The organism is Geotalea uraniireducens Rf4 (assembly GCF_000016745.1).
GTDB classification, from domain to species: domain Bacteria; phylum Desulfobacterota; class Desulfuromonadia; order Geobacterales; family Geobacteraceae; genus Geotalea; species Geotalea uraniireducens.
Genome location: NC_009483.1, coordinates 2,327,424 through 2,350,889, shown reverse-complemented (window position 1 = coordinate 2,350,889; position 23,466 = coordinate 2,327,424). Strand labels below are relative to the sequence as shown.

Below are 23,466 nucleotides of genomic sequence, written 5' to 3'. Positions count from 1 at the left end.
GAATCATCGAATTTTGCATTTGTGCCGCCGCTCTGGTTTGAACGTGTGCGGAAAAGACAAAAAACGGTATAATTTATCCTTAGGAACGTAACACGCGGAATAAGGGGCCATGCCGAGCTTCGCAGCAATTTTGAAGAACAGACCTTAGCCGGCAGTTGGTTCTAATGGTCCACAGTTTGCCGATTAACCGATTTTTCCGGATAGTTTCCATCAGGAAACCCCAATTATCCAAGAAAGAAAGGAGAATGCCATGGAAAGACGATCGCTTTTCAAGGTTAAGTTAGTCGTCGTCAGTCTGCTTCTCATATTGTTTCCAATAATGGTCCATGCACAAGCTGAACAGACAAAACAGGGCCCGCCACCGATAGGACAACCATTGATCAGGGAAGGCACCCTGGCGGTCAAGCTGGTATTCGCACTGGGACTGGGAACGACCGACGATCAGACCGAGGCGGAGACCATTCTGGGAGAAGCCGGCATTACGCCGCGGAACGGGTGGATCGCCGATTACCCTGTTACGCCGGACATAATCGGTGAATTGCAAAAATCGATAAACGATGCCGTGGATGCAAAAAAGATATCAATGGGCAAGGAGGAAGCACTCAAAAGATTCAATGACGTCAATGCCGAACTCAGTCTGGCAGTTAAACCTCACACCGACGGAAAAACCTATGAAGAGACACCGCCAGGCGCTGAAAATTACCCGGAGCCCACGGTCATAAACAACTACTATAACAACCAAGGGCCGCCGGTGGTCACGTACTACGCCCCACCCCCCGATTACTACTACCTGTATTCCTGGGTTCCTTATCCGTTCTGGTGGACGGGTTTCTGGTTTCCCGGCTTCTTCATCCTGAACGATTTCCATAGGACCGTTATCATCGACAGGAGAGTGGCGTTCGTCTCGAACCACTTCAACGACGTGAGGCGACACAGGGTGTTCCGCATCGACCCCGTGACAAGGTTCAGAGGAAGGACCTTTGCGGGTATAGGTGTCTCCCGTACGAGGGGTTTTATCTCTACCGGTGTTCCAAGGAGCGATAGAAGGATTTTTAACGGGCCTCGGGCACGGACAATCCCCGGCAGCAGGATGGCCGCACCGACATCACGGGGGAGCAGAATGGCCGCACCACCCTCCCGTGGCACCGGCATGTCCGTCCCGTCTCCCCGGGGCGGCAGGATGATCAGTCCGGCGCCACGCGGCGGCGGAATGGTAAGCCCGCCCTCCCGTGGGGGCGGAAGGTCCATACAAAGAGGACAGAGAAAATAAACCGCCGGTTTTTTGGGTTCAAACCTCCGGGGTTTCGTAAACCCCGGAGGTTTCCCGAATGTACCCATACTGTTGAATTGACAATCGGCGTTTATGGGCTAGCTTTAAATTATCAGGCGAATTGACATGGATATGTAAAAACATGCAAACGGAGATGATCGTCGCAGACCGGTCCTGGACAAAAAGGAAGCCCGAATGATGCGCTCACTTCTCATATCAATCATGGCCATATCATTGACCAGCTGCGGCGCCCAGTGGTTCCCCGAAGACAACCCGACCATCCCGCCAGCTCCTCCTCCACCGTTTACCAATACCACCACGGCCGTCATAGGCATCAAAGACCCGTCAGGAACCATAATCGCCACGAATCTGTCGGTTGTTGAAGTTTCACGCGACTCAACCAATGTCTCCGCTCAGGCCCTGGTCGACATAACAAACAACGGGACGGGAACCGCCAGTGTTCTAGTGAATTTTGCCGGAACCGACAGTAACAGAAACGTCATCTACGCCAACAATATTACTGCGAATATCAGCCCGGGAACAGCAGTCCGGGCGGGTCTCAACTTCACCATAACGATTGCCGATTTCACTGCTGTGGCAAAATGGTCGATAATCCAGGTGACCAGGTTATGAGGCCCATGCAGGAGCGGAGTCAGGCCATGAGCGAAGAGAGAAGAGTCGTCAGATGATCCTGTCACCGCCCAAAGTAAAATAAAATGTCGCCCGCTTCCCCGCTTCCCCTTCGGCCCACACCCGCCCGCCATGGCGCCGGATGATCCGCTCCACCGTGGCCAGGCCGATGCCGAAGCCTCTGCATTCTTCGACTCCGGGGAGGCGCTGGAAAGGGGCAAAGAGCTTGTCCGCATCCGCCATGTCGAAGCCGGTGCCGTTATCGCGGACGAACCAGGCGGGTTTCCCTTCGATCTCCGTCACGCCGAATTCGATGACCCCCTCCTCTCGCTTGTCGGTATACTTCCATGCGTTGCCGAGAAGATTATCCAGGACCACCCGGAGCAAACCCGCATCCCCGTCGGCACTAACCCCGTCGGTGATCCGGAACTTGACCCGTCGCTCCGGCTCGGCCAGCTTCAGCTCCGTTTCCACCTCATGCGCCATGTGGGATAGATCGACCATTTCCCGGCGCGGTTCCAAGTGGACCAAACGGGAAAAGTTGAGCAGTGCTTCGATGAGCCCGTTCATGCGCAACGTGCCGTCGTAAGCCTCCCGGAGGTAACCGGTGCACTGCTCGCAGAGCTTGTCGCCGCACATCTCGTGGATTGCCTGGCAGTAGCCGTTGACCACTGTCAACGGCTTGCGCAGGTCGTGGGCAACCGTGTAATTGAACGCCTCCAGCTCCCGGTTTGCGGCCTCCAGCTCGTCGGCCCGCGCCGCCAGGTCGGTGTTCAGCCTCTCGATCTCCTCATCCGCCCGTTTGCGCTCCGTAATGTCCCGGGCCATATGCACTACGCCGATCATCTTCCCGTCCGGGTCCAGGAGCGGGGTAGTACTTACGAGAAAATCGCCTGCCAGATGGCCGTCGTGTACTTCCGCGTCGTGTACCCGGCCGTCATCCAGCGTTTTGATGTGCGGGCAGAATTCCGGCGGGCTCTCGGTCCCGTGGATGACATTGTAGCAGACAAGTCCGATGCATTCTTCGGGCTTCCGGCCGAGCCGTTTCGCCATTGCCCTGTTCAAGCGTGTGATTCGGTACTGGTCATCCAGGATCGCAATGAGGTCTTGAACGCTGTCGAAGGTCAGTTCCCATTCATTCTTTGCCCGGACCAAGGCTTCCTCCGCCTGCTTGCGCGAGGTGATATCCTCGACGACACCCACGGCAAATCGCGGCTTGCCGTCGGCATCGGCCACCATCGAAGCGGTGATATTCACCCAGACGATGGAGCCGTCCTTGCGGATATAGCGTTTCTCCAGGGAATAATTCCCGATCCTCCCCTCCAGCAGGAGATGGAACTGTTTCAGGCTTTCTTCCCGGTCATCGGGATGGGTGATGTCCTTGATGGTCAGGGCTTTCAGCTCTTCTTCCGTGTAGCCGACGATATCGCAGTACCTCTGGTTGATCCGCATCCAGCGGCTATCGGGGGTCATGAGGCCCATGCCGACCGCGGCCTGGTTGAAGGTGGCGCGGAAGCGCTCCTCGCTCTCCCGCAAAGCATCTTCCGTACGTTTGCGGTCCGTAATGTCCTGACAGACGACCAGTATGTTGAGCGCACCATTCAGGTCATACACCGCCTGCGCAATTTCCTCCACCCAGAGCAGCCCCCCGTCTTTGCGGACCTTGCGGAACTGCCATTGGTACACCCGAGCGGGGTTCTGCAGACACCTCCGCAACTGCTCGGCCAAAGCCGGGCGATCGTCCTCATGGAATATCTTCAGCACCGGCTGTCCTTCCAGTTCATCTATCGTGTAACCCAGTTGGCTGGCGCAAAACGGATTGACCGAGAGCATCGTAAGCTCGGCATCTATGGTAGCGATCATGGTCGGGTTATCGCGATACAAGGCACGAAAGCGCTCTTCGCTGAAGCGCAGCGCATCCTCTGCCCGCTTGCGCTCGGTGATGTCGTGCGTCACCGTTGAGAAGCCGCGCAGGTTCCCGTCATCAAGGCGCAGCGCCGTGATGATGATATCGGCCCAGAACCGGCTCCCATCCTTGCGGACCCGCCACCCATCAGCGGCAACGCGCCCCTCCCGTTGCGCCCTTTCCAGTTGTTCTTCGGGTTTGCCCGCGCTGCGCTCCTCTTCGGGATAAAAACAGGAGAAAGGTTTGCCGATTATCTCCTCCCCTTGATAACCCTTCAGGCGCTCAGCCCCCGCATTCCAGTTCAGAACATTGCCGTCTGCATCTAGCATGAAAATCGCATAGTCCTTCACGCATTCCACCTGGGTGTGAAACAGCTCCTCGCTCTCCCGAAGGCGCGACTCGTATTGCTTGCGGAGAGTGATGTCGCTGACGAAGGCCATGACGAGGACGCCGTTTATGGTTTCGATAAAGCTCAGGCTGATCTCCACGGGGAACTCGCTTCCGTCCCGGCGGCGTCCGGCAAGATCGTGGAGTTCACCCATCGATCTGAGCCTCGGCTCCGCGAAGTAATGCGCCTGATGCTCTTCATGGACCCCGCGCAAACGTTCGGGAATGAGAATGGCATGGGGCTTGCCGACGAGCTCCTCCCTTGAATAACCAAACATATGCTCGGCAGTGGTATTGACGAGCAGGATGGTCCCGGAGGTATCGACGATGACGACTCCTTCGGCGAGCGACTCCAGAAGGGTGCGTACCGTCACATCGCCCTGGAAGAGACCGGAGGCAAAAGCTATTTGCCGCTGGATTCTCAATTCCTGTTCCTGGCTTATCTTTCCCTGGTCGAGGTCGGATATTGACATAGGGTCCTCCTTTGCTCGGTTACAGATTATGCAAGAGCTCGAAGATGCCCAGCCGGCTTCTGTGCGTGGAGGTAATTCCGTAAGGGGCATTCCTGGCGCAATGTGGAAAATAGCTGGATGCTGCAATCAGGCTCGGATAAAGCACCGCTCTTCCGAACTTTGCGCAGTGAGGGGCGTCAACGTACCGGCCATTAAGTTTGATTTTTTAATTGTACTACTCGAAGGAGAGAGGGCAACGTTCAAGACAATTAATCCTACAAAAAGCATTTTAGCCACGAATTTCACGAATTTGCACGAATATACAGGCTCATGTGATGCAGAAGACACTCACAAGATCGGTGACGAGTCAAGACTTAACAAGGGGTTAAAAATATTCGTGTTTATTCGTGTCATTCGTGGCTAACTGCTGTTTTTGGATTCAATCGACCTTAAATCTCTTTTAAAGATCAAAACATATCGTCACAATCGACCCATTGACAACGAGGTCTTGACTTGCATTTTTGTGCAATTTCAGGTAAATGTCATAAGTTAAATTTTGCAGGCATTTTAACTGATTATGTGGTCGATTAAAGTGAATCCAGCCTAATTTTTTTCACCGGATTTGCCTGCCTTCCAGTGCCATGTCCGCCCATTTGTTCGCACCACTTTGGTCATCGTACTTCCGCATAAAAAACGTGCCGGTGATAGGAGATCCAGTTGAACCAGTTTCAGCCAAGGAATGACTCTGTCAGTCATCCCTCGGAACATGCCTGCCTCGGCTGGTGGTGCTCCGATTCATCGCTTTCAACCGCTCCTGACAAGACCCTGAGGGAGTCGCTTCGTCTGGTCCGCCTCCCTCTCTATCTGGTGAGCAACGGCAGCAGCGTTGTCGCGAAGTCCGGCGGAAGCGGACTGTTCGGCGGAGTAAAACCGGAAGACGACAGCCACCCCATCATCGGATATGCCCCGCCATGCCTGCCGGAACGGCTCGGCGACCAGGGATTCTGCGCCGACCTCGGACTCCGTTTCCCTTACATCGGCGGCTCCATGGCCAAGGGAATCAGTTCTGCGGCAATGGCGGAAGAACTGGGACGCGAAGGAATGCTCGGCTTCTTCGGTGCCGCAGGTTTACCGTTCGCCACTGTGGAGGCTGCCATCGGCCGCCTCGCCGGCAACAAATTCCCTTACGGCTTCAACCTCATCCATTCCCCCCAAGAGCCTGACATGGAGGACGCACTCTCGCGTCTTTACATGGAGAAGGGGGTACGACTCGTAGAGGCTTCGGCCTTCCTCGCCCTGACACTCCCCCTGGTCCGCTATCGCGTCCATGGAATTCACCGTTCCCCTGACGGCGCCATCGTCGCCCCGAACCGGATCATTGCCAAGGTTTCCCGCGAAGAGCTGGCCGCCAGGTTTTTCTCCCCCCCGCCCGAGAAGTTCCTCAGAGAGCTGGTCGCAAGCGGAGAGATCACTCCGGCTCAGGCGGAGATGGCCGCGCAAATTCCCATGGCCCAGGATGTTACCGCCGAGGCCGATTCGGGCGGACACACCGACAACCGTCCGGCCATTGCCCTTTTTCCCACCATCCTCTCCCTGGCATCCCAACTTGAAGCGAGTTACGGCTACAAGCAGAAACTCCGCGTCGGTCTTGCCGGCGGCATCTCCACCCCTGCCGCGGCCGCTGCCGCCTTTGCCATGGGAGCTGCATACATCATGACCGGCTCGGTCAATCAGGCCTGCATCGAGTCCGGCACCTGCGACGAGGTGCGCAACATGCTCGCAGAAACCCGTCAGGCCGATGTGACCATGGCCCCGGCCGCCGACATGTTCGAGATGGGGGTGACGGTACAGGTGCTGAAGCGGGGGACCATGTTCCCCATGCGTGCCGCAAAGCTCTATGAAATTTACCGCACGTACGGCAGCATGGAGGATATTCCCCCTGCCGAGCGGGAGAAGCTGGAGCAGACCATGTTCCGCGCTCCGCTCAATGATATCTGGCGGGATACCCGCTCCTACTTCCTGCGCCGCGACCCGCGCCAGGCAGAGCGTGGAGATCGGGATCCCAAGCACCGGATGGCCCTCGTCTTCCGCTGGTATCTTGGTCAGGCGGCCCACTGGGCCAAGGACGGCGAATCGTCCCGCAAGATCGACTACCAGGTATGGTGCGGACCTGCCATGGGCGCATTTAACGAATGGGCAAGCGGCTCAGGCCTTGAATCCCCCTCCCGGCGAAAAGTCGTAACGGTTGCCCTCAACATTCTTCATGGCGCCGCGGTGCTCACCCGCGCCAATTTCCTCCGCTGCCAGGGTATCCGCCTCGCGCCGGAGGAGACGCGCATAGAACCGCTCGAAATTGCACAGATCAAGGAGTACCTCAGGTGAAAGAGCAAGATGTGAAAACGGACCTCTCCACCAGCGAAGCCCCGCTGGCTATTATCGGCATCGGCTGCCTTTTTCCCAAGGCTAACGACCCGGATGCCTATTGGTCGAATATCACCGAAGGTATCGACGCAATTTCGGATATTCCCCCGACCCATTGGCAGATTGCCGATTATTACGATCGGGACCCGAAATCCCCCGATATGACCTACGGGCAACGCGGCGGCTTCATTTCACCGGTTCCCTTCAACCCGATGGAGTTCAACATCCCTCCCAACATCATGGAGGCGATCGACACCTCCCAACTCCTCGGCCTCGTCGCCGCCGGCCATGCCCTCAAGGATGCCGGTTACGGTGCAGAGCGGGACTATGACCGGAGCCGGGCAAGCGTCATACTCGGCGTCACCGGCACCCTTGAGCTCGTGATCCCCCTCGGTGCACGGCTCGGCCATCCGGTCTGGCGTCAGGCGCTGAAAGAGTCGGGGGTGGACGATACGGTCGCCGCGGACGTCGTGCAGCGCATCTCGGACTCCTACGTCCCATGGCAGGAAAATTCCTTTCCCGGTCTCCTCGGCAACGTGGTCGCCGGACGGATCAGCAAGCAGTACGACCTGGGCGGGACCAACTGCGTCGTGGATGCGGCCTGCGCCAGCTCCTTCAGCGCCCTTCACCTGGCGAGCATGGAACTCGCCTCGGGCAAGGCCGACATGGTGGTCACCGGCGGCATCGATACATTCAACGACATTTTCATGTACATGTGCTTCAGCAAGACCCCTGCACTCTCCCCGACCGGCAATGCGAAACCGTTCGACGCAGCAGCAGACGGGACCATTCTCGGCGAAGGGCTCGGCATCGTGGTCATCAAGCGGCTTGCCGACGCAGAACGCGACGGGGACAAGATCTACGCAGTGATCCGCGGCGTCGGCTCATCCAGCGACGGCAAGGGGGATGCGATCTACGCCCCCAATGCCACCGGCCAAAAGAAGGCACTTATCAACGCCTATAACCGGGCAGGGGTAACACCTGACAGCATCGGTCTGCTGGAAGCCCACGGCACCGGCACCAAGGTGGGAGATGCAGTGGAAGTGAGCGCCCTGCGGGACGTGTACGGTGAAGCGGAAACCCCGTGGTGCTCCCTCGGCTCGGTAAAGTCCCAGATCGGCCACACCAAGGCTGCGGCAGGTGCAGCTGGGCTGATAAAGGCAGCCCTTGCCCTGCACCACAAGGTCCTCCCCCCCACCATCAAGGTGGAAAAGCCACTGGAGGAAGTGAGCGCCGGTCGCACACCCTTCTACCTTGCGAGCGAAAAACGTCCCTGGCTCAGCCGTGGAACAGCGCCGCGGCGCGCCGGAGTTAGCGCCTTTGGCTTCGGCGGTTCGAACTTCCATGTGGTTCTCGAAGAATACCAGCCGACGAAAAAGGCAGTCGACTGGGACGGAAATGTTCAGCTGCTGGCCTTTTCCGCAGACGACAGCGGAAAATTGGAAACCGCCCTTGCCGGGGTGCCGGCCGATATCGCCTGGAGCGAACTAAGAAACGCGGCCGCAACATCCCGCGCCGTTTTCAACGGAAACGCCGCCTGCCGCATTGCGCTGGTCGTTGAACGGGAGCGGACGAACCTGGCCTCGCTCATCGCCAATGCCAGGGCGATGCTGCGCAAAAGTCCGCAGAGTCCCTGGAATACCCCGGACGGGGCCTTCTTTGCCTGCGGTGAAAAACCGGGCAAGCTCGGCATGCTCTTCCCCGGCCAGGGTTCCCAGTATGCCGGCATGCTCAGGGATCTGGCCTGCCGCTTCCCGCAGATGCTCGACACCCTCGCCGCTGCGGATGACGGCTTCGCGTCTCAGGACGGCACACGCCTCTCCGACCGCATCTACCCTGTTTCCGCATTCGATGTCCAGACCAGGGAAAAGCAGGAAGCAGCCCTGCGCGCCACCGAAGCAGCCCAACCGGCCATAGGCGCGACGAGCCTAGGCGCCATGAAGATACTGAAATCGTTCGGCGTGGCCCCGGAAGCCGTGGCCGGCCACAGTTACGGCGAGCTGACCGCCCTCTGCGCCTCCGGAAGGTTCGATGAAGCGGCGCTCCATGAACTCTCGCGCCTGCGCGGCCGCCTCATGGGCGAGGGGAAAGGTGACAAGGGGAGCATGCTGGCTGTTTCCACCTCGCTGGCAACCGTTGAACAGGTAATCGCCGAGGAGAAACTCGACCTGGTTGTTGCCAACCGCAATGCCCCGGCCCAGGCGGTTCTGTCCGGTAGCAGCGCTGAGATCGAGCGGGCTGCCGCTGTCTTTACCTCCCGCAACCTCCCCTGCAAAAAGCTTCCGGTAGCGGCAGCCTTTCACAGCCCCCTCGTTGCCGACGCTGCTGCGCCATTCCTCTCGGCACTTGCAAATATAGAGTTGAAGGGGGCGCAGGTCCCCGTTTACGCAAACACCACTGCCGCCGCATATCCGGTCGACACGGCCCTGGCAAAGGCGCTCCTCGCCAACCAGTTGGCCAAACCGGTGGAGTTCGTCGCAGAGATAGATGCGATGCATGCAGATGGGGTTCGCACCTTCATCGAAGTCGGGCCGGGAGCACGCCTTACCGGCCTCGTCAAGGCGATCCTCGGGGACCGGGAGCACGTTGCAGTTGCCGTCGATGCCTCCGCAGGTAAACGTTCCGGCATCGCCGACCTGGCCCGAACCCTTGCCCAGCTGACGGTACTCGGTTACGGAGTGCGTCTTTCCGCTTGGGATGAAGGGTATCAGGCTCCGGCGAATACCGGCAGGAAGCCGGCCATGACCGTGCCGATCTGCGGGGCCAACTATGTGAAGCCGAAGCCCAAGCGACCCCCTGTCGCCCCCGTCCGGCCAGCCGCGGCCGTGCCTCACACAGCCACTCCTGTGACGCCCGTCGCAGCTCCTCCCGGCAATCCGAATCAAGCGGCAACCGGATATCCCGCCGTACCCCGGCCGGTATCCCATGAGGCGCTCGCCGAGTCGCTCCGGATAACCAGAGAAAGCATGGCAGTGCTGCAAAAGATGCAGGAAGAGACCGCCCAGCTCCATCGCCGCTTCCTCGAAGGGCAGGAAACGGCAGGGCGGACGTTCCAGACCCTTCTGGAACAGCAGCAGCGTCTCATCCAGGGAGGAAACGGACCGATTCCCTTCTCCGCGGTCGCTCCGGCACCGGCTGCTACGATTGCTGCGGTACCCCCGATTCAGCCTGCGATTGTCCCGGCCGGCCCGGCCCCCATCGTCACGACCGTTTCCGCAGCGTTATCAGCACCCGCAGTACCGGCAGCACCGGCAGCACCGGCAGCGACAAGCGGCGCCGGCGACCGGATCGCCCGGACGCTCCTTGCCGTGGTGAGCGAGAAAACCGGATATCCCGTCGAGATGCTGGAGATGGAGATGGGGATGGATTCCGACCTGGGCATAGACTCCATCAAGCGGGTCGAGATCCTCTCCGCAATCCAGGAACGGCTCCCCGGCGCACCCGTCATCGGTCCCGAGCATCTGGGGACGCTGCGGACTCTCGGCGAGATCGCAGCACACCTCGGAGCAGGCATGGACACGGCTGCAACAGTCGCCCCGGTGGCTGCCAGTACAAAAGCTCTCGCAGCGCCTGCCGGCAACATCGTTGCGGAAACCCTCCTTGCCGTGGTGAGCGAGAAAACCGGATATCCCGTCGAGATGCTGGAGATGGAGATGGGGATGGATTCCGACCTGGGCATCGACTCCATCAAGAGGGTCGAGATCCTCTCCGCTATCCAGGAACGGCTCTCCGGCGCACCGGTCATCGGACCGGAACATCTGGGGACGCTCAGGACCCTTGGCGAGATCGCAGCCCATCTCGGCGCAGGGATGAGCCCGTCGACAGCCGTGGCCCCGGCGATAGTTGTTCCGGCAGCGGTGATATCGGCCGGCAAGAACGTAGCGGAAACACTCCTGGCGGTCGTGAGCGAGAAGACCGGCTATCCCGTCGAGATGCTGGAGATGGAGATGGGGATGGATTCCGACCTGGGCATCGACTCCATAAAAAGGGTCGAGATCCTCTCCACCATCCAGGAACGGCTCCCCGGCGCACCGGTCATCGGCCCCGAGCATCTGGGAACGCTTCGTACCCTCGGCGAGATCGCTGCCCATCTCGGCGCAGGGATGGGCACGTCGGCAGCCACTCCACCGGCAACAGCCATTATGGCAGTGGCCGCATCTTCAAACGACAATGTTGCAGAAACACTCCTTGCCGTGGTGAGCGAGAAGACCGGCTATCCCGTCGAGATGCTGGAGATGGAGATGGGGATGGATTCCGACCTGGGCATCGACTCCATAAAAAGGGTCGAGATCCTCTCCACCATCCAGGAAAGGCTTCCCGGAGCCCCGGTTATCGGCCCCGAGCACCTGGGCACGCTCAGGACCCTGGGGGAGATTGCCCATTACCTGGCCGGCGCTCCAGCCACGGCTGAGCCCAAAGCGGAGGCCGCACCGGCGGTTACAGCGCAACCGGCATCAACCTCCGCCCCATCTGCCATCGGCCGGAGTACGATCGTGCCGGTTCTGCTCAACGACAGCGCCGATTCGGGTCAAATTGCGCTCACCAGTGGCGGTGAATTCTGGGTAACCGACGACGGTTCCACTTTCACGACCGAACTCTGCACCATCCTCCATGGCCGCGGTCTCACCGTCCGCAGGATAACCGGCTTTGAATCCCGGGACATGGTACCTTCCGGTAAAATATCGGGACTCGTCATCTCCGCACCGGTCAACGGCACTACCGACCTTTTCCTCGAAAATGCCTTCCTTCTCCTGAAAACCGTTGCCCCGGCCCTGCGCCAGGCCGGTGAATCAGGAGGCGCCGTTTGCGTTACCGTTTCACGCCTCGATGGCGCTTTCGGCTGCGGTGGCGACACAACGCTAAGCGACCCGCTCTCCGGCGGACTCGCCGGCCTGACCAAGACAGCGGCCAGGGAGTGGCCGGAGGTGACCTGCAAGGCCATCGACCTGGGAGAATTCCCCGCACCCACCGCAATGGCCCGCGCTGTTGCAGAAGAGCTCTTCCGCACCGGACCGGTTGAAGTGGGACTCACGCCGACCGGACGCATCACCCTGGAGCTTGCCGAGCTTCCCGCAGCAACCGCTCCTGTTTCCGCCCCCATCCGCGAGGGGGACGTGGTGATAATAACGGGTGGCGGCCGGGGCGTCACAGCCGCAACAGCCGTTGCCTTAAGCGAAGCATACCGTCCGCTTCTGGTCCTCCTCGGCAGAAGCCCGGAACCCGCAGCCGAACCGGCATGGCTCCAGTCTCTCGGCGAGGAGGCCCAGATCAAGCGGGCCATCATCGAGCAGGCGGGAGGAAAACTCCACCCCAGAGATATCGAAGAGCGCTACCGGCAGGTAATCGCCGGACGTGAACTCCGCGCCACCCTTGACCGGATTGCCGCGGCGGGAGGAAAAGCCGTCTACCGCTCCGTCGATATCCGGGATGCGGGGGAAGTAAGGAACCTGCTCGTGGAAATACGTCGCGAACATGGTCTTGTCCGCGGCATCGTCCATGGCGCCGGAGTGCTTGCCGACCGCCTGATCGCCGACAAATCCCGGGAGCAGTTTGCCCGGGTTTACAGCACCAAGGTGGCCGGACTCCGCACCCTGCTGGCCGCCACCCGGGATGACGACCTTCGTTTCCTCGCCCTCTTCTCCTCCACCACCGGCCGCTTCGGTCGCATCGGCCAGGTTGATTATGCCGTGGCTAACGAGGTTCTCAACAAACTTGCCCAGGCGGAAACGCGGCGCCGCCCTGCATGCCGGGCGGTCAGCATCAACTGGGGGCCGTGGGACGGCGGCATGGTCACCCCGGCACTGAAAAAGGTATTCGCCGGCGAAGGGATCGGCCTGATCGGCCTCGCAGCAGGCGGCGAGTTCCTCGTCAATGAAATCGCCGCGGCAGGCGCGCCGATCGAGATAGTAGCCATAGCCGGTGCAACAGGTGCGACGGTAGCCGCCTCTTCGCCATCCCGGCCCCAGACACTTGCCGAGGCGTTCGCCCTGACCCTTACCATTGACGGCTACCCGTTCCTTCGTTCCCACGTTCTCGACGGCAAGGCGGTCCTCCCCATGGCGGTGATCGCCGAATGGCTCGCCCATGGCGCTCTCCACGGCAATCCGGGATTCCGCTTCCACGGCTTCAACGACCTGCGCATCTGCAAAGGGGTCGTTTTCGAGCAGGACACCCCCTGTACCCTGCACGTCCTGGCCGGGCGCGCGGAGAAACGGGACTCCTCCTACCTGGTGCCGGTGGAGCTTACCAGCGTTGGCAAGGACGGGCGGTCCGTCCTCCACGCACGGGCCGGGATAGTGCTGGCGACACGGCTCCCCGAAGGTATCCGCTCGATCATCGAGATTCCATCCACCCCCTATGAACCGCGGAACGGCGAACTGTACGACCGGGAACGCCTCTTCCACGGCCCGGAATTGCACGGCATCGAGCATGTGGACGGCTGCTCGGCAAAGGGAATCGCCGCCATGGTCAAGGGTGCGCCGGCTCCTGCCGTCTGGATCAAGCAGCCGCTCCGGAGCGCATGGCTCACCGACCCGCTGGTCATCGATAGTGCTTTCCAGCTGATGATCCTCTGGAGCTTCGAACGGTTCGGCGCCGGTTCCCTCCCCTGCTTTGCCGGTCGCTACCGCCAGTTCCAGGAATCATTCCCCCGCGAAGGGGTACAGGTGGTGATTCGAGTCACCACCGAGCGTGAGCACAGCGCCACAGCAGACATGGAATTCCTCGATCGGCATACGGGAAAACTGGTTGCCCGTCTCGAAGACTATGAGTGCGTCATCGACCCATCCCTTAAACAGGCCTTTCAGCGCAACCAGCTGCCGCAGCCGGGACGTGTCCGGTTGGGGGTCGCCTGAGTATGCAGCACAAACCATCGGTAGCAATTGTCGGGATCGGCGGCATCTTTCCCGACGCCCCTGACTTGGGCCGTTTCTGGGACAACATCCGCAACGTCCGTAGCGCTGCCCGGGAGGTTCCGGCCGGAAGATGGCTCTTGCCCGCCGACGCAGCCTTTTACCCCGAAGCAGGTGCGGCGGACGGGGTTTATTCCCGGCGAGGCTGTTTCATCGATGAGATACCGCCCATCTCCGTCCTGACCGGGCTTGCCATCGATCAGGAGTTTGTCGCCGGTCTCGATCCATTGTTCCATCTCCTGCTCCATGCCGGGAAACGCGCCTTCGACGACAGCATCACGGAGCCGCTAGACCGCTCCAGGGTCGGCGTGATCATCGGCAACCTGGCCCTGCCGAGCGAAAAATCAGCCCTCCTCGCCCGCCGCTGGCTGGGGCGAACCTTCGAAGAAAATGTGCTCGGCCGTTCCCTCGACCGTGGAACGACCGATCCGATGAACCGTTACGTCGCCGGCCTCCCCGCCGGACTTCTTGCCCATGCGCTCGGGCTCGGGGGCGGCGGCTGCACCCTCGACGCAGCCTGCGCTTCCTCGATTTACGCCATAAAACTCGCCGCCGACGAACTCCTTGCCGGTCGGGCCGATGCCATGCTCACCGGCGGTCTCTCCCGCCCCGATCCCCTCTATACCCAGATGGGTTTTTCCCAGCTTCGCGCCCTTTCGCGCCGGGGAATCTGCTCGCCGTTCGACGCTGCCGGAGACGGCCTCGTTGTCGGCGAAGGAGCGGGGATATTCCTCCTCAAGCGAACCGAAGACGCCCTGGCCCATGGCGACCGGATCTACGGGATCATCAAGGGAATCGGCCTCGCCAACGACGTGGGTGGAAGTCTTCTTGCGCCCCTTTCCGAAGGGCAGCTCCGCGCAATGCGTGCCGCTTACGCCCGATCAGGCTGGAATCCGCAGGATGTGGACCTGATCGAGTGTCACGCCACCGGCACCCCGGTGGGGGACGCAACAGAGGTCGCAAGCCTCCGGGAACTCTGGGGCGACAGCCGACCGGAAGGGATTGACTGTGTCATCGGCTCGGTCAAGTCGAACATCGGCCACCTCCTCACCGCAGCCGGCGCTGCGGCTCTGACCAAGGTCCTGCTTGCCATGAACGAAGGGATGCTGCCGCCGACCGCCAACTTTACCGCCCCTCCGGCCGGGATGGATCTGGACAACACCCCCTTCCGGGTCCTGACAACCGGGATACCCTGGCAGCGACGTGGCGAAAACATTCCCCGCCGGGCAGCTGTCAGCGCCTTCGGCTTCGGCGGCATCAACGGGCACCTGCTGGTCGAGGAATGGTTGCCGAAGGCGTCGATACGCACCTCTCGCGCCAAGACGGCAAAAATGCCGCCGCAGCAGACGCCCATAGCCGTGGTCGGCATGGACGCCCGCTTCGGCCCCTGGCAGTCGCTCCGCTCGTACCAGGAACGGGTTCTTGGCGGGGATCAGTCCGCCGAGCCGACACTGCCCCGTAAATGGTGGGGGGCGGAGAAGAGCGCCTGGTTCCGGAATGAAGGGCTCGACCGGACCCCGTTCAAAGGTTATTACCTGGACGAGTTTGCGGTTGCCGCCGAGCAGTTCCGCATCCCGCCGCGGGAAATGGAGGAAATGCTCCCCCAGCAACTCCTCATGCTCCAGACTGCGGCCGCAGCCATGGCCGATGCAGGCCTGGACCGGGACGGGAACCTGCGGGCAGGAGTCTTCATCGGCATCGCCCTCGACCTCAACACGACGAATTTCAGCTTCCGCTGGTCGCTTGCCGAACAAGCCGACGCCTGGCAAAAGGAGCTCGGCCTCGAACTTTCAGCGGAAGATCTGGCATCATGGACCGCTGCGCTCCGTGACGCAGCCGGCCCCCCCCTGACGGCCAACAGGACCATGGGCGCCCTCGGGAGCGTTGTAGCAAGCCGCATTGCCCGGGAATTCCGGGTCGGGGGTCCCAGCTTCACCCTTTCCAACGAGGAAGGCTCGGGCATCCGCGCCCTGGAAACCGCTGTCAGGCTCCTCCATGCAAGGGAGATCGACCGGGCGCTGGTTGGAGCCGTCGATCTTGCCGGAGACCTGCGCGCTGTCCTCGGCCACCACGCGCGACGCCCCCTTTCCGGCTCCGGCCGGGGAATTCCCTTCGATGAGCAAGCCGACGGCAGCATTATCGGCGAAGGCGCGACGGCCGTGGTCCTGAAACGGCTCGAAGACGCCAAGCGTGACGGAGACAGGATTTATGCGGTAATCAAGGGAATCGGCGCTGCCGGCGGCGAAATGCTTCTCCCCGGAGATGCCGCCTATCGCCAGGCCCTGCAACGGGCCTACGACGATGCAGGTGTCGGGCCCGAAACAGTCGGCTACATTGAAGCCGGCGGCAGCGGTCACCCCGCTGAGGACCGGATGGAGGCGAAGGCCCTGGCCGGCTTCTTCGGCCCGGCAAACCGGCACTGCGCTGTTGCCGGTGTCAAGGGTGACATCGGCCACTGTGGCGCCGCTTCAGGTCTCGCGTCCTTTGTACGCGGCTGCCTTGCCCTCTACCAGGAGATCATCCCGGCCAGTCGCGCCGTGGAGAACCCGATCACGGAACTGCCGGCCGATGGCCCGTTTTACCTTCCCCGTACACCGCGCTACTGGCTTCGCAACCGCGCTGACGGTCCGCGGCGGGCAGGCGTAAGCGTCTTCGGCGTGGACGGTACCTGCAGCCACGTGGTCCTCGAAGGGTGGGACAGTGTCCCGCGCCGCGCCGAACCGGAACGGATTGCCCCGGTCGGCCCCGGCACAGAGTTCCTCTTCACCCTCACCGGTGAAAACCAGGCGGAGCTTGCCCGGGGGCTCGACCTGCTGCGCCGGCAGTCAGATGAGGCGCCGAACCGTGACCTGGCGTCACTTGCCCTGGAATGGCACACCCGTGAGGATACGGAAAGCAAGAAGCCGCTCGCCATCGCCATGGTCGCCAGAAACCGGGAAGAACTCGCCGCACTCATCGACCAGGGAGCCCACCTCCTCGCCAACGACGGCAATGGAAACGATCCGCATGTCCACCCTGCACTGCGCGATCGGCTCTTTTACTCCTCCAACCCTGTCGGCCGCGAGGGAAAGATCGCCTTCGTCTTTCCCGGATCTGGCAACCACTTTTCCGGCATGGGGATGGAATTATCCTCCCGCTGGCCGGAAGTATTCCGCCGCCGGGATGCCGACAATCTCTACCTCCGCAGCCAGTTCCAGCCGGAACTTTTCTGGAACGGCGCACCGCCAGCGGAGATCAACGACGACCATCAAGCCGTCATCTTCGGCCAGGTCGCCACAGGCTGCGCTGTCAGCGACATCGTCCGGTCCTTCGGCGTGCACCCCCAGACGGTGATCGGCTACAGCCTCGGCGAATCGGCGGGTCTATTCGCCCTCGGCGCCTGGCGCGCCAGGGACGAGATGCTGACCCGGATGCGCGAATCCACCCTATTTACCCATGATCTGGCCGGAGAGTGCCGGGCAGCGCGCCGCGCCTGGGGACTCGGCGAAGGAAAAGAGGTGGAGTGGAGCATCGGCGTGGTGGAAGCCCCCGCCCATACCGTGCGCCGTGCGCTCCGTTCCACATCGAGGGTCTATCTCCTGATCGTCAACACCCCCGACGAATGCGTGATCGGCGGAGACGCGAAAGGGGTCAAACGCCTCGTTGCCATGCTCGATTGCCGGTTCTTCCCCCTCCACGGGGTGACCACGGTCCACTGCGAAGTGGCGCGGGAAGTGGCTGAACCGTACCGGGACCTCCACCTCTTCGAAACCACCCCGCCGCCCGGGATAACCTTCTACAGCGGCGCCAAGGGAAGCTCTTACGCGGTCAACCGGAAAAGCGCCGCCGACTCCATCCTTGCCCAGGCAGTTGACGGCATCGACTTCCCGGCCGTAATCAAGGCAGCATATGATGACGGGGTCCGCCACTTTCTCGAAATGGGACCGGGCGGTTCGTGCAGCAGGATGATCAGCCGCATCCTTGCCGGACGCCCCCACTTGGCGAGGTCCGCCTGCTACCCCGGCGTAGACCCGACATCAGCGCTTCTGCGCTTCCTTGCCCAGCTTGTCGCCGAGCGTGTGCCGGTCGACCTTGATCCGCTGTTTGCCGCAGCACCGGTGCAGATTCTGACAACCAGCGAAAAAACTCCACGGCGGGAACCGGTCCGGGTCGTGTCCGGCGGAAAAGCGTTCCAACCGCCACAGCCGCCGCGCCGGCGGGTGCAACCTGCCGCACCGGCAACTCAGCAGCAGGTATCAGGACAACAAACAACGGCACCTGTATATTCCGTACCGCCGATTGTCACACCGCCAACGTCTCCAGCTCCGGATGCAGCACCAGTCAGGGCTATTCAGCTGGAACAGACTATGAATACCAACAGGTCCGCGGGAAGTTACCTGGAGCCGGTCATCCGCGACTTTGCGGCTGCCCAGGAAGCGCGGCTCCAAGCCCACGACGCATACCTGCGCGTTGCCGACAGCATCAGCCGCTCCATGGCGGATGCCGTGGCTTTTCAGTTGTCCCTCCAGGAGCAGCTCGCCGCCGCAGGGATAATTATTGAAGACGGTCAGACAGCCGTGCCGCAGCCGATCATACCACCGCCGATACAGCCAAAGGCTGTCTTCGACCGGGAGATGTGCCTCGAATTCGCCCGCGGCAAGGTTGCCAGGATGCTCGGACCCGCCTTTAGCGAGGCGGACTCCTTTCCGACCCGGGTTCGCCTCCCGGACGAACCGCTCATGCTCGTCGACCGGATCGTCGCGCTGGAAGGGGACGCGCGATCCATGACCAGCGGCAGGGTGGTGACCGAGCACGACATCCATCCCGGCTCCTGGTACCTGGACGGCGGGCGGATACCCACCTGTATCGCCGTCGAAGCCGGCCAGGCCGACCTGTTCCTCTCCGGCTATCTGGGGATCGACTTCATCACAAAGGGGATGGCGGTCTACCGCCTCCTCGACGCAGTGGTCACTTTCCATCGGGAGCTCCCGGGACCCGGCGAGACCATACATTACGACATCAGCATCGAGCGCTTCTTCCGCCAGGGGGAGACCTATCTCTTCCGCTTCCGTTTCGACGCGACGGTGAACGGCGCGCCGCTTTTGACCATGCGCGACGGATGCGCCGGATTCTTTACCGCCGCCGAACTGGACGCCGGCAAGGGGATCGTCCGCCCGAACATCGACCTTCGCCCCCGCACTGGAAACCGACCCGTTGACTGGCAGGAGCTCGTGCCGATGGCGCAGGAATCGTACGATGCAGGCCGGTTGGACCGCCTCCGTGCCGGGGACCTGGCAGGCTGCTTCGGTCCGCACTTCGCCGGCATCAACCTGACGACCCCGCTGACCATCCCCGGCGGGCAGATGCGCCTCGTTCACCGGGTCATGGAGCTCGTTCCCAATGGCGGGCGCTACGGCCTCGGCTCCATTCGCGCCGAAGCGGATATCTCGCCCTCCGACTGGTTCCTCACCTGCCACTTCGTCGACGACCGGGTCATGCCCGGCACTCTCATGTACGAGTGCTGCCTCCACACGCTGCGCATCTTCCTCCTCCGCATGGGGTGGGTGGCGGAAGCGGACGGGGCAGCCTGGGAACCGGTTCCCGGCGTGGCGAGCCAGCTCAGCTGCCGGGGGCAGGTCCTGGAAACGACGAAAATCGCCGCCTACGAGGTGAGCATTCGTGAACTCGGTTACCGGCCGGAGCCGTATGCCATCGTGGACGCCCTCATGTACGCCGACGGCAGGCCGATCGTCGAGATCACCAACATGTCGGTGCGCCTTAGCGGGACCAACCGGGAAAAACTGGCCGGCCTTTGGCGCGGAAACGTAGGGGCGCCGCTTGCTGCGCCCATGACCGGCATCACCGTACAAGACCAAGGGCGCGGCAAGCAGCGCCCCTACACGGGTGTCGCTGCCGGCAAACCTGCGCTCTACACCAAGGAGCAGATCCTCGCCTACAGCAACGGCAAGCCATCGGAAGGGTTCGGCGCGCCGTACCGGATCTTCGACAGCGAGCGGAAGATTGCCCGCCTCCCCGGCCCGCCGTTCCAGTTCATGGACCGGGTCACCGCCGTCCGTGGCGAGCCGTGGCAGATGGTCGCCGGCGCCATGGCCGAGGCGCAGTACGACGTCCCCGCCGACGCATGGTATTTCAGCGCAGAGCGCCAGCCGCGCATGCCCTTCGCCGTCCTTCTCGAAGCGGCTCTCCAGCCGTGCGGCTGGCTCGCAGCCTACGTCGGCTCGGCCCTCACCAGCCCGACCGACATATCCTTCCGCAATCTTGGAGGAACCGCGGTCCAGCATCGGCCGGTCACACCGGAATGCGGCACCCTTACCGCAACCGCCACCATGAAGAAGGTGGCGACGAGCGGCGGCATGATTATCCAGGAGTACGACTTCTCAGTGGCAGACCGGCAAGGAATCCTCTACGAGGGGGATACCATGTTCGGCTTTTTCTCCCGGGAAGCCCTCGCCGACCAGGTGGGGGTGCGGGACGCCGCCCCGTACCAGCCGACGGCAGAAGAGATCGCACGGGGCAGAAGCCTGCCTTACCCGGAAACCGCCCCATTCCCGGAAAAGAAGCTCCGGATGATCGACCGGATCGAACTCTTCGTCCCGGACGGCGGGCCCAAAGGGCTCGGCTACATGAGGGGAATCAAGGAAGTGAACCCGGACGAGTGGTTCTTCAAGGCCCATTTCTACCAGGACCCGGTCACACCCGGCTCCCTCGGGCTGGAATCGTTCCTCCAGCTGGTCAAGTTCGCTGCCGTTGAGCGCTGGGGATGGCGGGAAGGGAATACCCTCGCCGCCGTCGCCCTCGAGCACAAACACAGATGGCTCTACCGGGGGCAGGTCGTTCCGACCAACAGCCTGGTGACGGTTTCTGCATGGATCACAGCAGTGGACGAGAAGGAGCGGATTCTCACTGCCGACGGTTTCCTCGCCGTGGACGGAAAGACAATTTACCAGATGAATGATTTTACGGTGAAGCATGACGCCACATTTGAGCCCTAACTTCGTTGGCTCGTCGCTTTCTCCTCGCCGCCTTGTTATCATCTCAAATCTGACGCCCGCTTCAGCGCTGTCATCGGTTAGGTCTTTGCATCAAGGTTGTCAAGCCCCGTTAGGGGCGTCCGCATGTAGCCGGGGGATTCATCCCCCGGAACAGATCCCAATTTTCCCCCACGTCACGTACGTGACGTGATGATATTTTGCCTGGATGACCGGGGAATGAATTCCCCGGCTACCAGCATTCTGTCCCTACGGGACGTAAGCAAAAACCTGACACTGCTGAATTTAAATACGATTGAACTGAATTTATACGAAGGTAAACCATGAAGTATTCCAAAGTATATATCGAAGCCCTCGGCTATGAACTGGCGCCGGTGGTGGTCACCTCCTCCGAGCTGGAAGCTCGTCTGGAGCAGCTCTACCGTGCACTTCATTTTGCGCCGGGCCAGTTGCAGGCCTTGACCGGCATTCGTGAGCGGCGCTGGTGGGAGCCGGGCTACCCGCTCTCCCAGGGGGCTATCGCTGCCGGGAAAAAGGCCCTTGCCGCTTCCGGCATCTCCCCTGCCGACATCGGGGCTCTCATCTACACCGGCGTCTGCCGGGAACAGTTCGAGCCGGCCACTGCCTGTCGCGTCGCCGCCGGCCTCGGCATCAGGGGGAACACAGCGGTCTTCGACCTCTCCAACGCCTGTCTGGGCGTTTTGAACGGCATCCTCGACGTGGCGAACCGGATCGAGCTGGGGCAGATCAGGGCGGGCCTCGTCGTCTCCTGCGAGAGCGCCCGGGAGATCAACGACATCATGATCAGCCGCATGCTGGAAGAGCGGAACATGGCCAACTTCGCCGTATCCCTCGCCACCCTCACCGGCGGCTCCGGCGCCGTAGCGGTGCTCCTCACCGACGGCTCATTTACCCCGGCCAAGAGGCGCCGCCTCCTCGGCGGCATCACCCAGGCGGCCCCGGAACACAACGGCCTCTGCCTCTGGGGGATGACCAGCGACGGCAAAGGAGGTTACACCCAGTCCATGAGCACCGACGGGGTGAACGTCATGAATTACGGCGTGGAACTGGGGCGGCGCACCTGGGAGGCGTTCCTCCCCGAGGTGGGGTGGCGAAACGAAGAGATAGACCGGGTGATCTGCCACCAGGTGGGCTCCGCGCACCAGAGCGCCATCCTCAAGACCCTCGGCATCCCCCTGGAAAAGGACTTCACCAGCTATGAATTCCTCGGCAACATGGGAACCGTCTCGCTCCCCCTTACCGCCGCCCTTGCGGAAGAGCGGGAGATGCTCTCCCCAGGCGACCGGGTCGCTCTCCTCGGCATCGGCAGCGGTCTGAACTGCCTGATGCTGGGCGTGGAGTGGTAAAAACCGGTCCCGAAACTGCCCAAGAGCAAGAGCCGGCGGGATCTCGGGAGTGAAGGAAGAGGCCGAGCGGCAAGCGGACACCCGCCCGCTGTATCGAGTACCACAACCCTGCTGATTTACTGCTCCGGGGATCAGCGCAGAAACAGGTGCATGTCCGCAGCTCGTCCTCGACCGGAACGGACGAGATTCCGTCGGCTCTTCCACCCACAGTTATAAAAAAGGATTGAACTAATACTCCATGAGCATCGATATAAAAAAATACTACCCCTTCACCGGCCATAACCTGAACCTGGACGGACTGCGCTACCACTACCTGGACGAGGGGAGCGGCGAGCCGGTGGTCATGGTCCACGGCAACCCTTCCTGGTCGTTTTACTACCGCAACCTGGTCCTGGCCCTGCGCGACCGCTACCGGTGCATCGTCCCGGACCACATCGGCTGCGGCTTCTCCGACAAGCCTGGGGACGACCGTTACGACTATACCCTCAGCCGGCGGGTGGATGACCTGGAAAGGCTTCTCGATTCCCTGGGGATCAGCAAAAATATCACCCTGGTTCTCCACGACTGGGGCGGGATGATCGGCATGGCCTATGCCGTCCGCCATCCTAAGCGGATCAAGCGGCTGGTCATCCTCAACACCGCCGCATTCCACCTCCCCAAGGAGAAACCGTTCCCGTTGGCCCTGAAAATCTGCCGCGACACCCGGCTCGGCGCCCTCCTCGTGCGAGGCTTCAATGCCTTCAGCCTCGCCGCCTCCTTTGTCGGCTGCAAGAAAAACCCGATGTCCGCCGAGCTGCGGCAGGCCTACCGGCGCCCCTACGACACGTGGCAGAACCGCATCGCCACCATCCGTTTCGTCCAGGATATCCCTCTCTCGCCGGGCGACAGGAACTATAACCTGGTGAGCGAAGTGGCAGCGGGAATCGACCGGTTCCGCAACCTGCCGATGGCCGTATTCTGGGGGGAACAGGACTTCGTCTTCGACTGCTCATTCCTCGCCGAGTGGCAACGGCGCTTTCCCGAGGCGGAGGTGCACCGCTATAGCGACGCCGGCCACTACATCCTGGAGGATATGAAAGAGGAAGTGGTGCCGCTCATCGGCGAGTTTCTCGACCGAACTTAACATGCAAGGT

9 protein-coding genes are annotated in these 23,466 nt (G+C 61.6%); 8 read left to right on the top strand and 1 reads right to left on the bottom strand.

The window, feature by feature from the left end:
- Positions 1 to 250: 250 nt before the first annotated feature.
- On the top strand, positions 251 to 1,270 hold the full coding sequence (locus GURA_RS10215) for a hypothetical protein (RefSeq protein ID WP_011938909.1): 1,020 nt from the start codon (positions 251 to 253) through the stop codon (positions 1,268 to 1,270).
- Positions 1,271 to 1,465: 195 nt separating this feature from the next.
- Positions 1,466 to 1,903, top strand: coding sequence for a hypothetical protein (locus GURA_RS10210; protein ID WP_011938908.1), 438 nt, complete (start codon positions 1,466 to 1,468; stop codon positions 1,901 to 1,903).
- 48 nt (positions 1,904 to 1,951) lie between these two features.
- On the opposite strand, the gene GURA_RS22795 is transcribed toward GURA_RS10210, so the two are convergent.
- Positions 1,952 to 4,666: a PAS domain S-box protein gene (locus tag GURA_RS22795; RefSeq protein ID WP_011938907.1), complete on the bottom strand. Its 2,715-nt coding sequence runs from the start codon at positions 4,664 to 4,666 to the stop codon at positions 1,952 to 1,954.
- A gap of 28 nt (positions 4,667 to 4,694) precedes the next feature.
- Between GURA_RS22795 and GURA_RS24640 the strand changes: the two genes are divergently transcribed.
- From GURA_RS24640 to GURA_RS10175, 6 genes are all read left to right on the top strand, one after another.
- On the top strand, positions 4,695 to 5,069 hold the full coding sequence (locus tag GURA_RS24640; protein ID WP_198134547.1) for a hypothetical protein: 375 nt from the start codon (positions 4,695 to 4,697) through the stop codon (positions 5,067 to 5,069).
- A gap of 293 nt (positions 5,070 to 5,362) precedes the next feature.
- Entirely contained in the window at positions 5,363 to 7,027 is a 1,665-nt protein-coding gene (locus GURA_RS10195) for a PfaD family polyunsaturated fatty acid/polyketide biosynthesis protein (protein ID WP_011938906.1), read from the top strand.
- A complete protein-coding gene (locus tag GURA_RS10190; protein ID WP_011938905.1) occupies positions 7,024 to 13,920 on the top strand; it encodes a type I polyketide synthase in 6,897 nt (2,298 codons plus the stop codon). The genes GURA_RS10195 and GURA_RS10190 overlap by 4 nt, the downstream gene beginning before the upstream one ends.
- A gap of 2 nt (positions 13,921 to 13,922) precedes the next feature.
- Complete coding sequence (locus GURA_RS10185; protein WP_011938904.1) at positions 13,923 to 20,969, top strand: type I polyketide synthase; 7,047 nt, start codon at positions 13,923 to 13,925, stop codon at positions 20,967 to 20,969.
- 320 nt (positions 20,970 to 21,289) lie between these two features.
- Positions 21,290 to 22,333, top strand: a complete 1,044-nt coding sequence (locus GURA_RS10180; protein ID WP_011938903.1) for a 3-oxoacyl-ACP synthase III — start codon at positions 21,290 to 21,292, stop codon at positions 22,331 to 22,333.
- Positions 22,334 to 22,571: 238 nt separating this feature from the next.
- Positions 22,572 to 23,456: an alpha/beta fold hydrolase gene (locus GURA_RS10175; protein WP_011938902.1), complete on the top strand. Its 885-nt coding sequence runs from the start codon at positions 22,572 to 22,574 to the stop codon at positions 23,454 to 23,456.
- Positions 23,457 to 23,466: the final 10 nt, after the last annotated feature.

Excerpts from the sequence above, each read along its gene's own strand:
- GURA_RS10215 (WP_011938909.1), top strand. The coding sequence starts at position 251 with ATGGAAAGACGATCGCTTTTCAAGGTTAAGTTAGTCGTCGTCAGTCTG.
- GURA_RS10210 (WP_011938908.1), top strand. The coding sequence starts at position 1,466 with ATGATGCGCTCACTTCTCATATCAATCATGGCCATATCATTGACCAGC.
- GURA_RS22795 (WP_011938907.1), bottom strand. The coding sequence starts at position 4,666 with ATGTCAATATCCGACCTCGACCAGGGAAAGATAAGCCAGGAACAGGAA.
- GURA_RS24640 (WP_198134547.1), top strand. The coding sequence starts at position 4,695 with ATGCAAGAGCTCGAAGATGCCCAGCCGGCTTCTGTGCGTGGAGGTAAT.
- GURA_RS10185 (WP_011938904.1), top strand. The coding sequence starts at position 13,923 with ATGCAGCACAAACCATCGGTAGCAATTGTCGGGATCGGCGGCATCTTT.
- GURA_RS10180 (WP_011938903.1), top strand. The coding sequence starts at position 21,290 with ATGAAGTATTCCAAAGTATATATCGAAGCCCTCGGCTATGAACTGGCG.
- GURA_RS10175 (WP_011938902.1), top strand. The coding sequence starts at position 22,572 with ATGAGCATCGATATAAAAAAATACTACCCCTTCACCGGCCATAACCTG.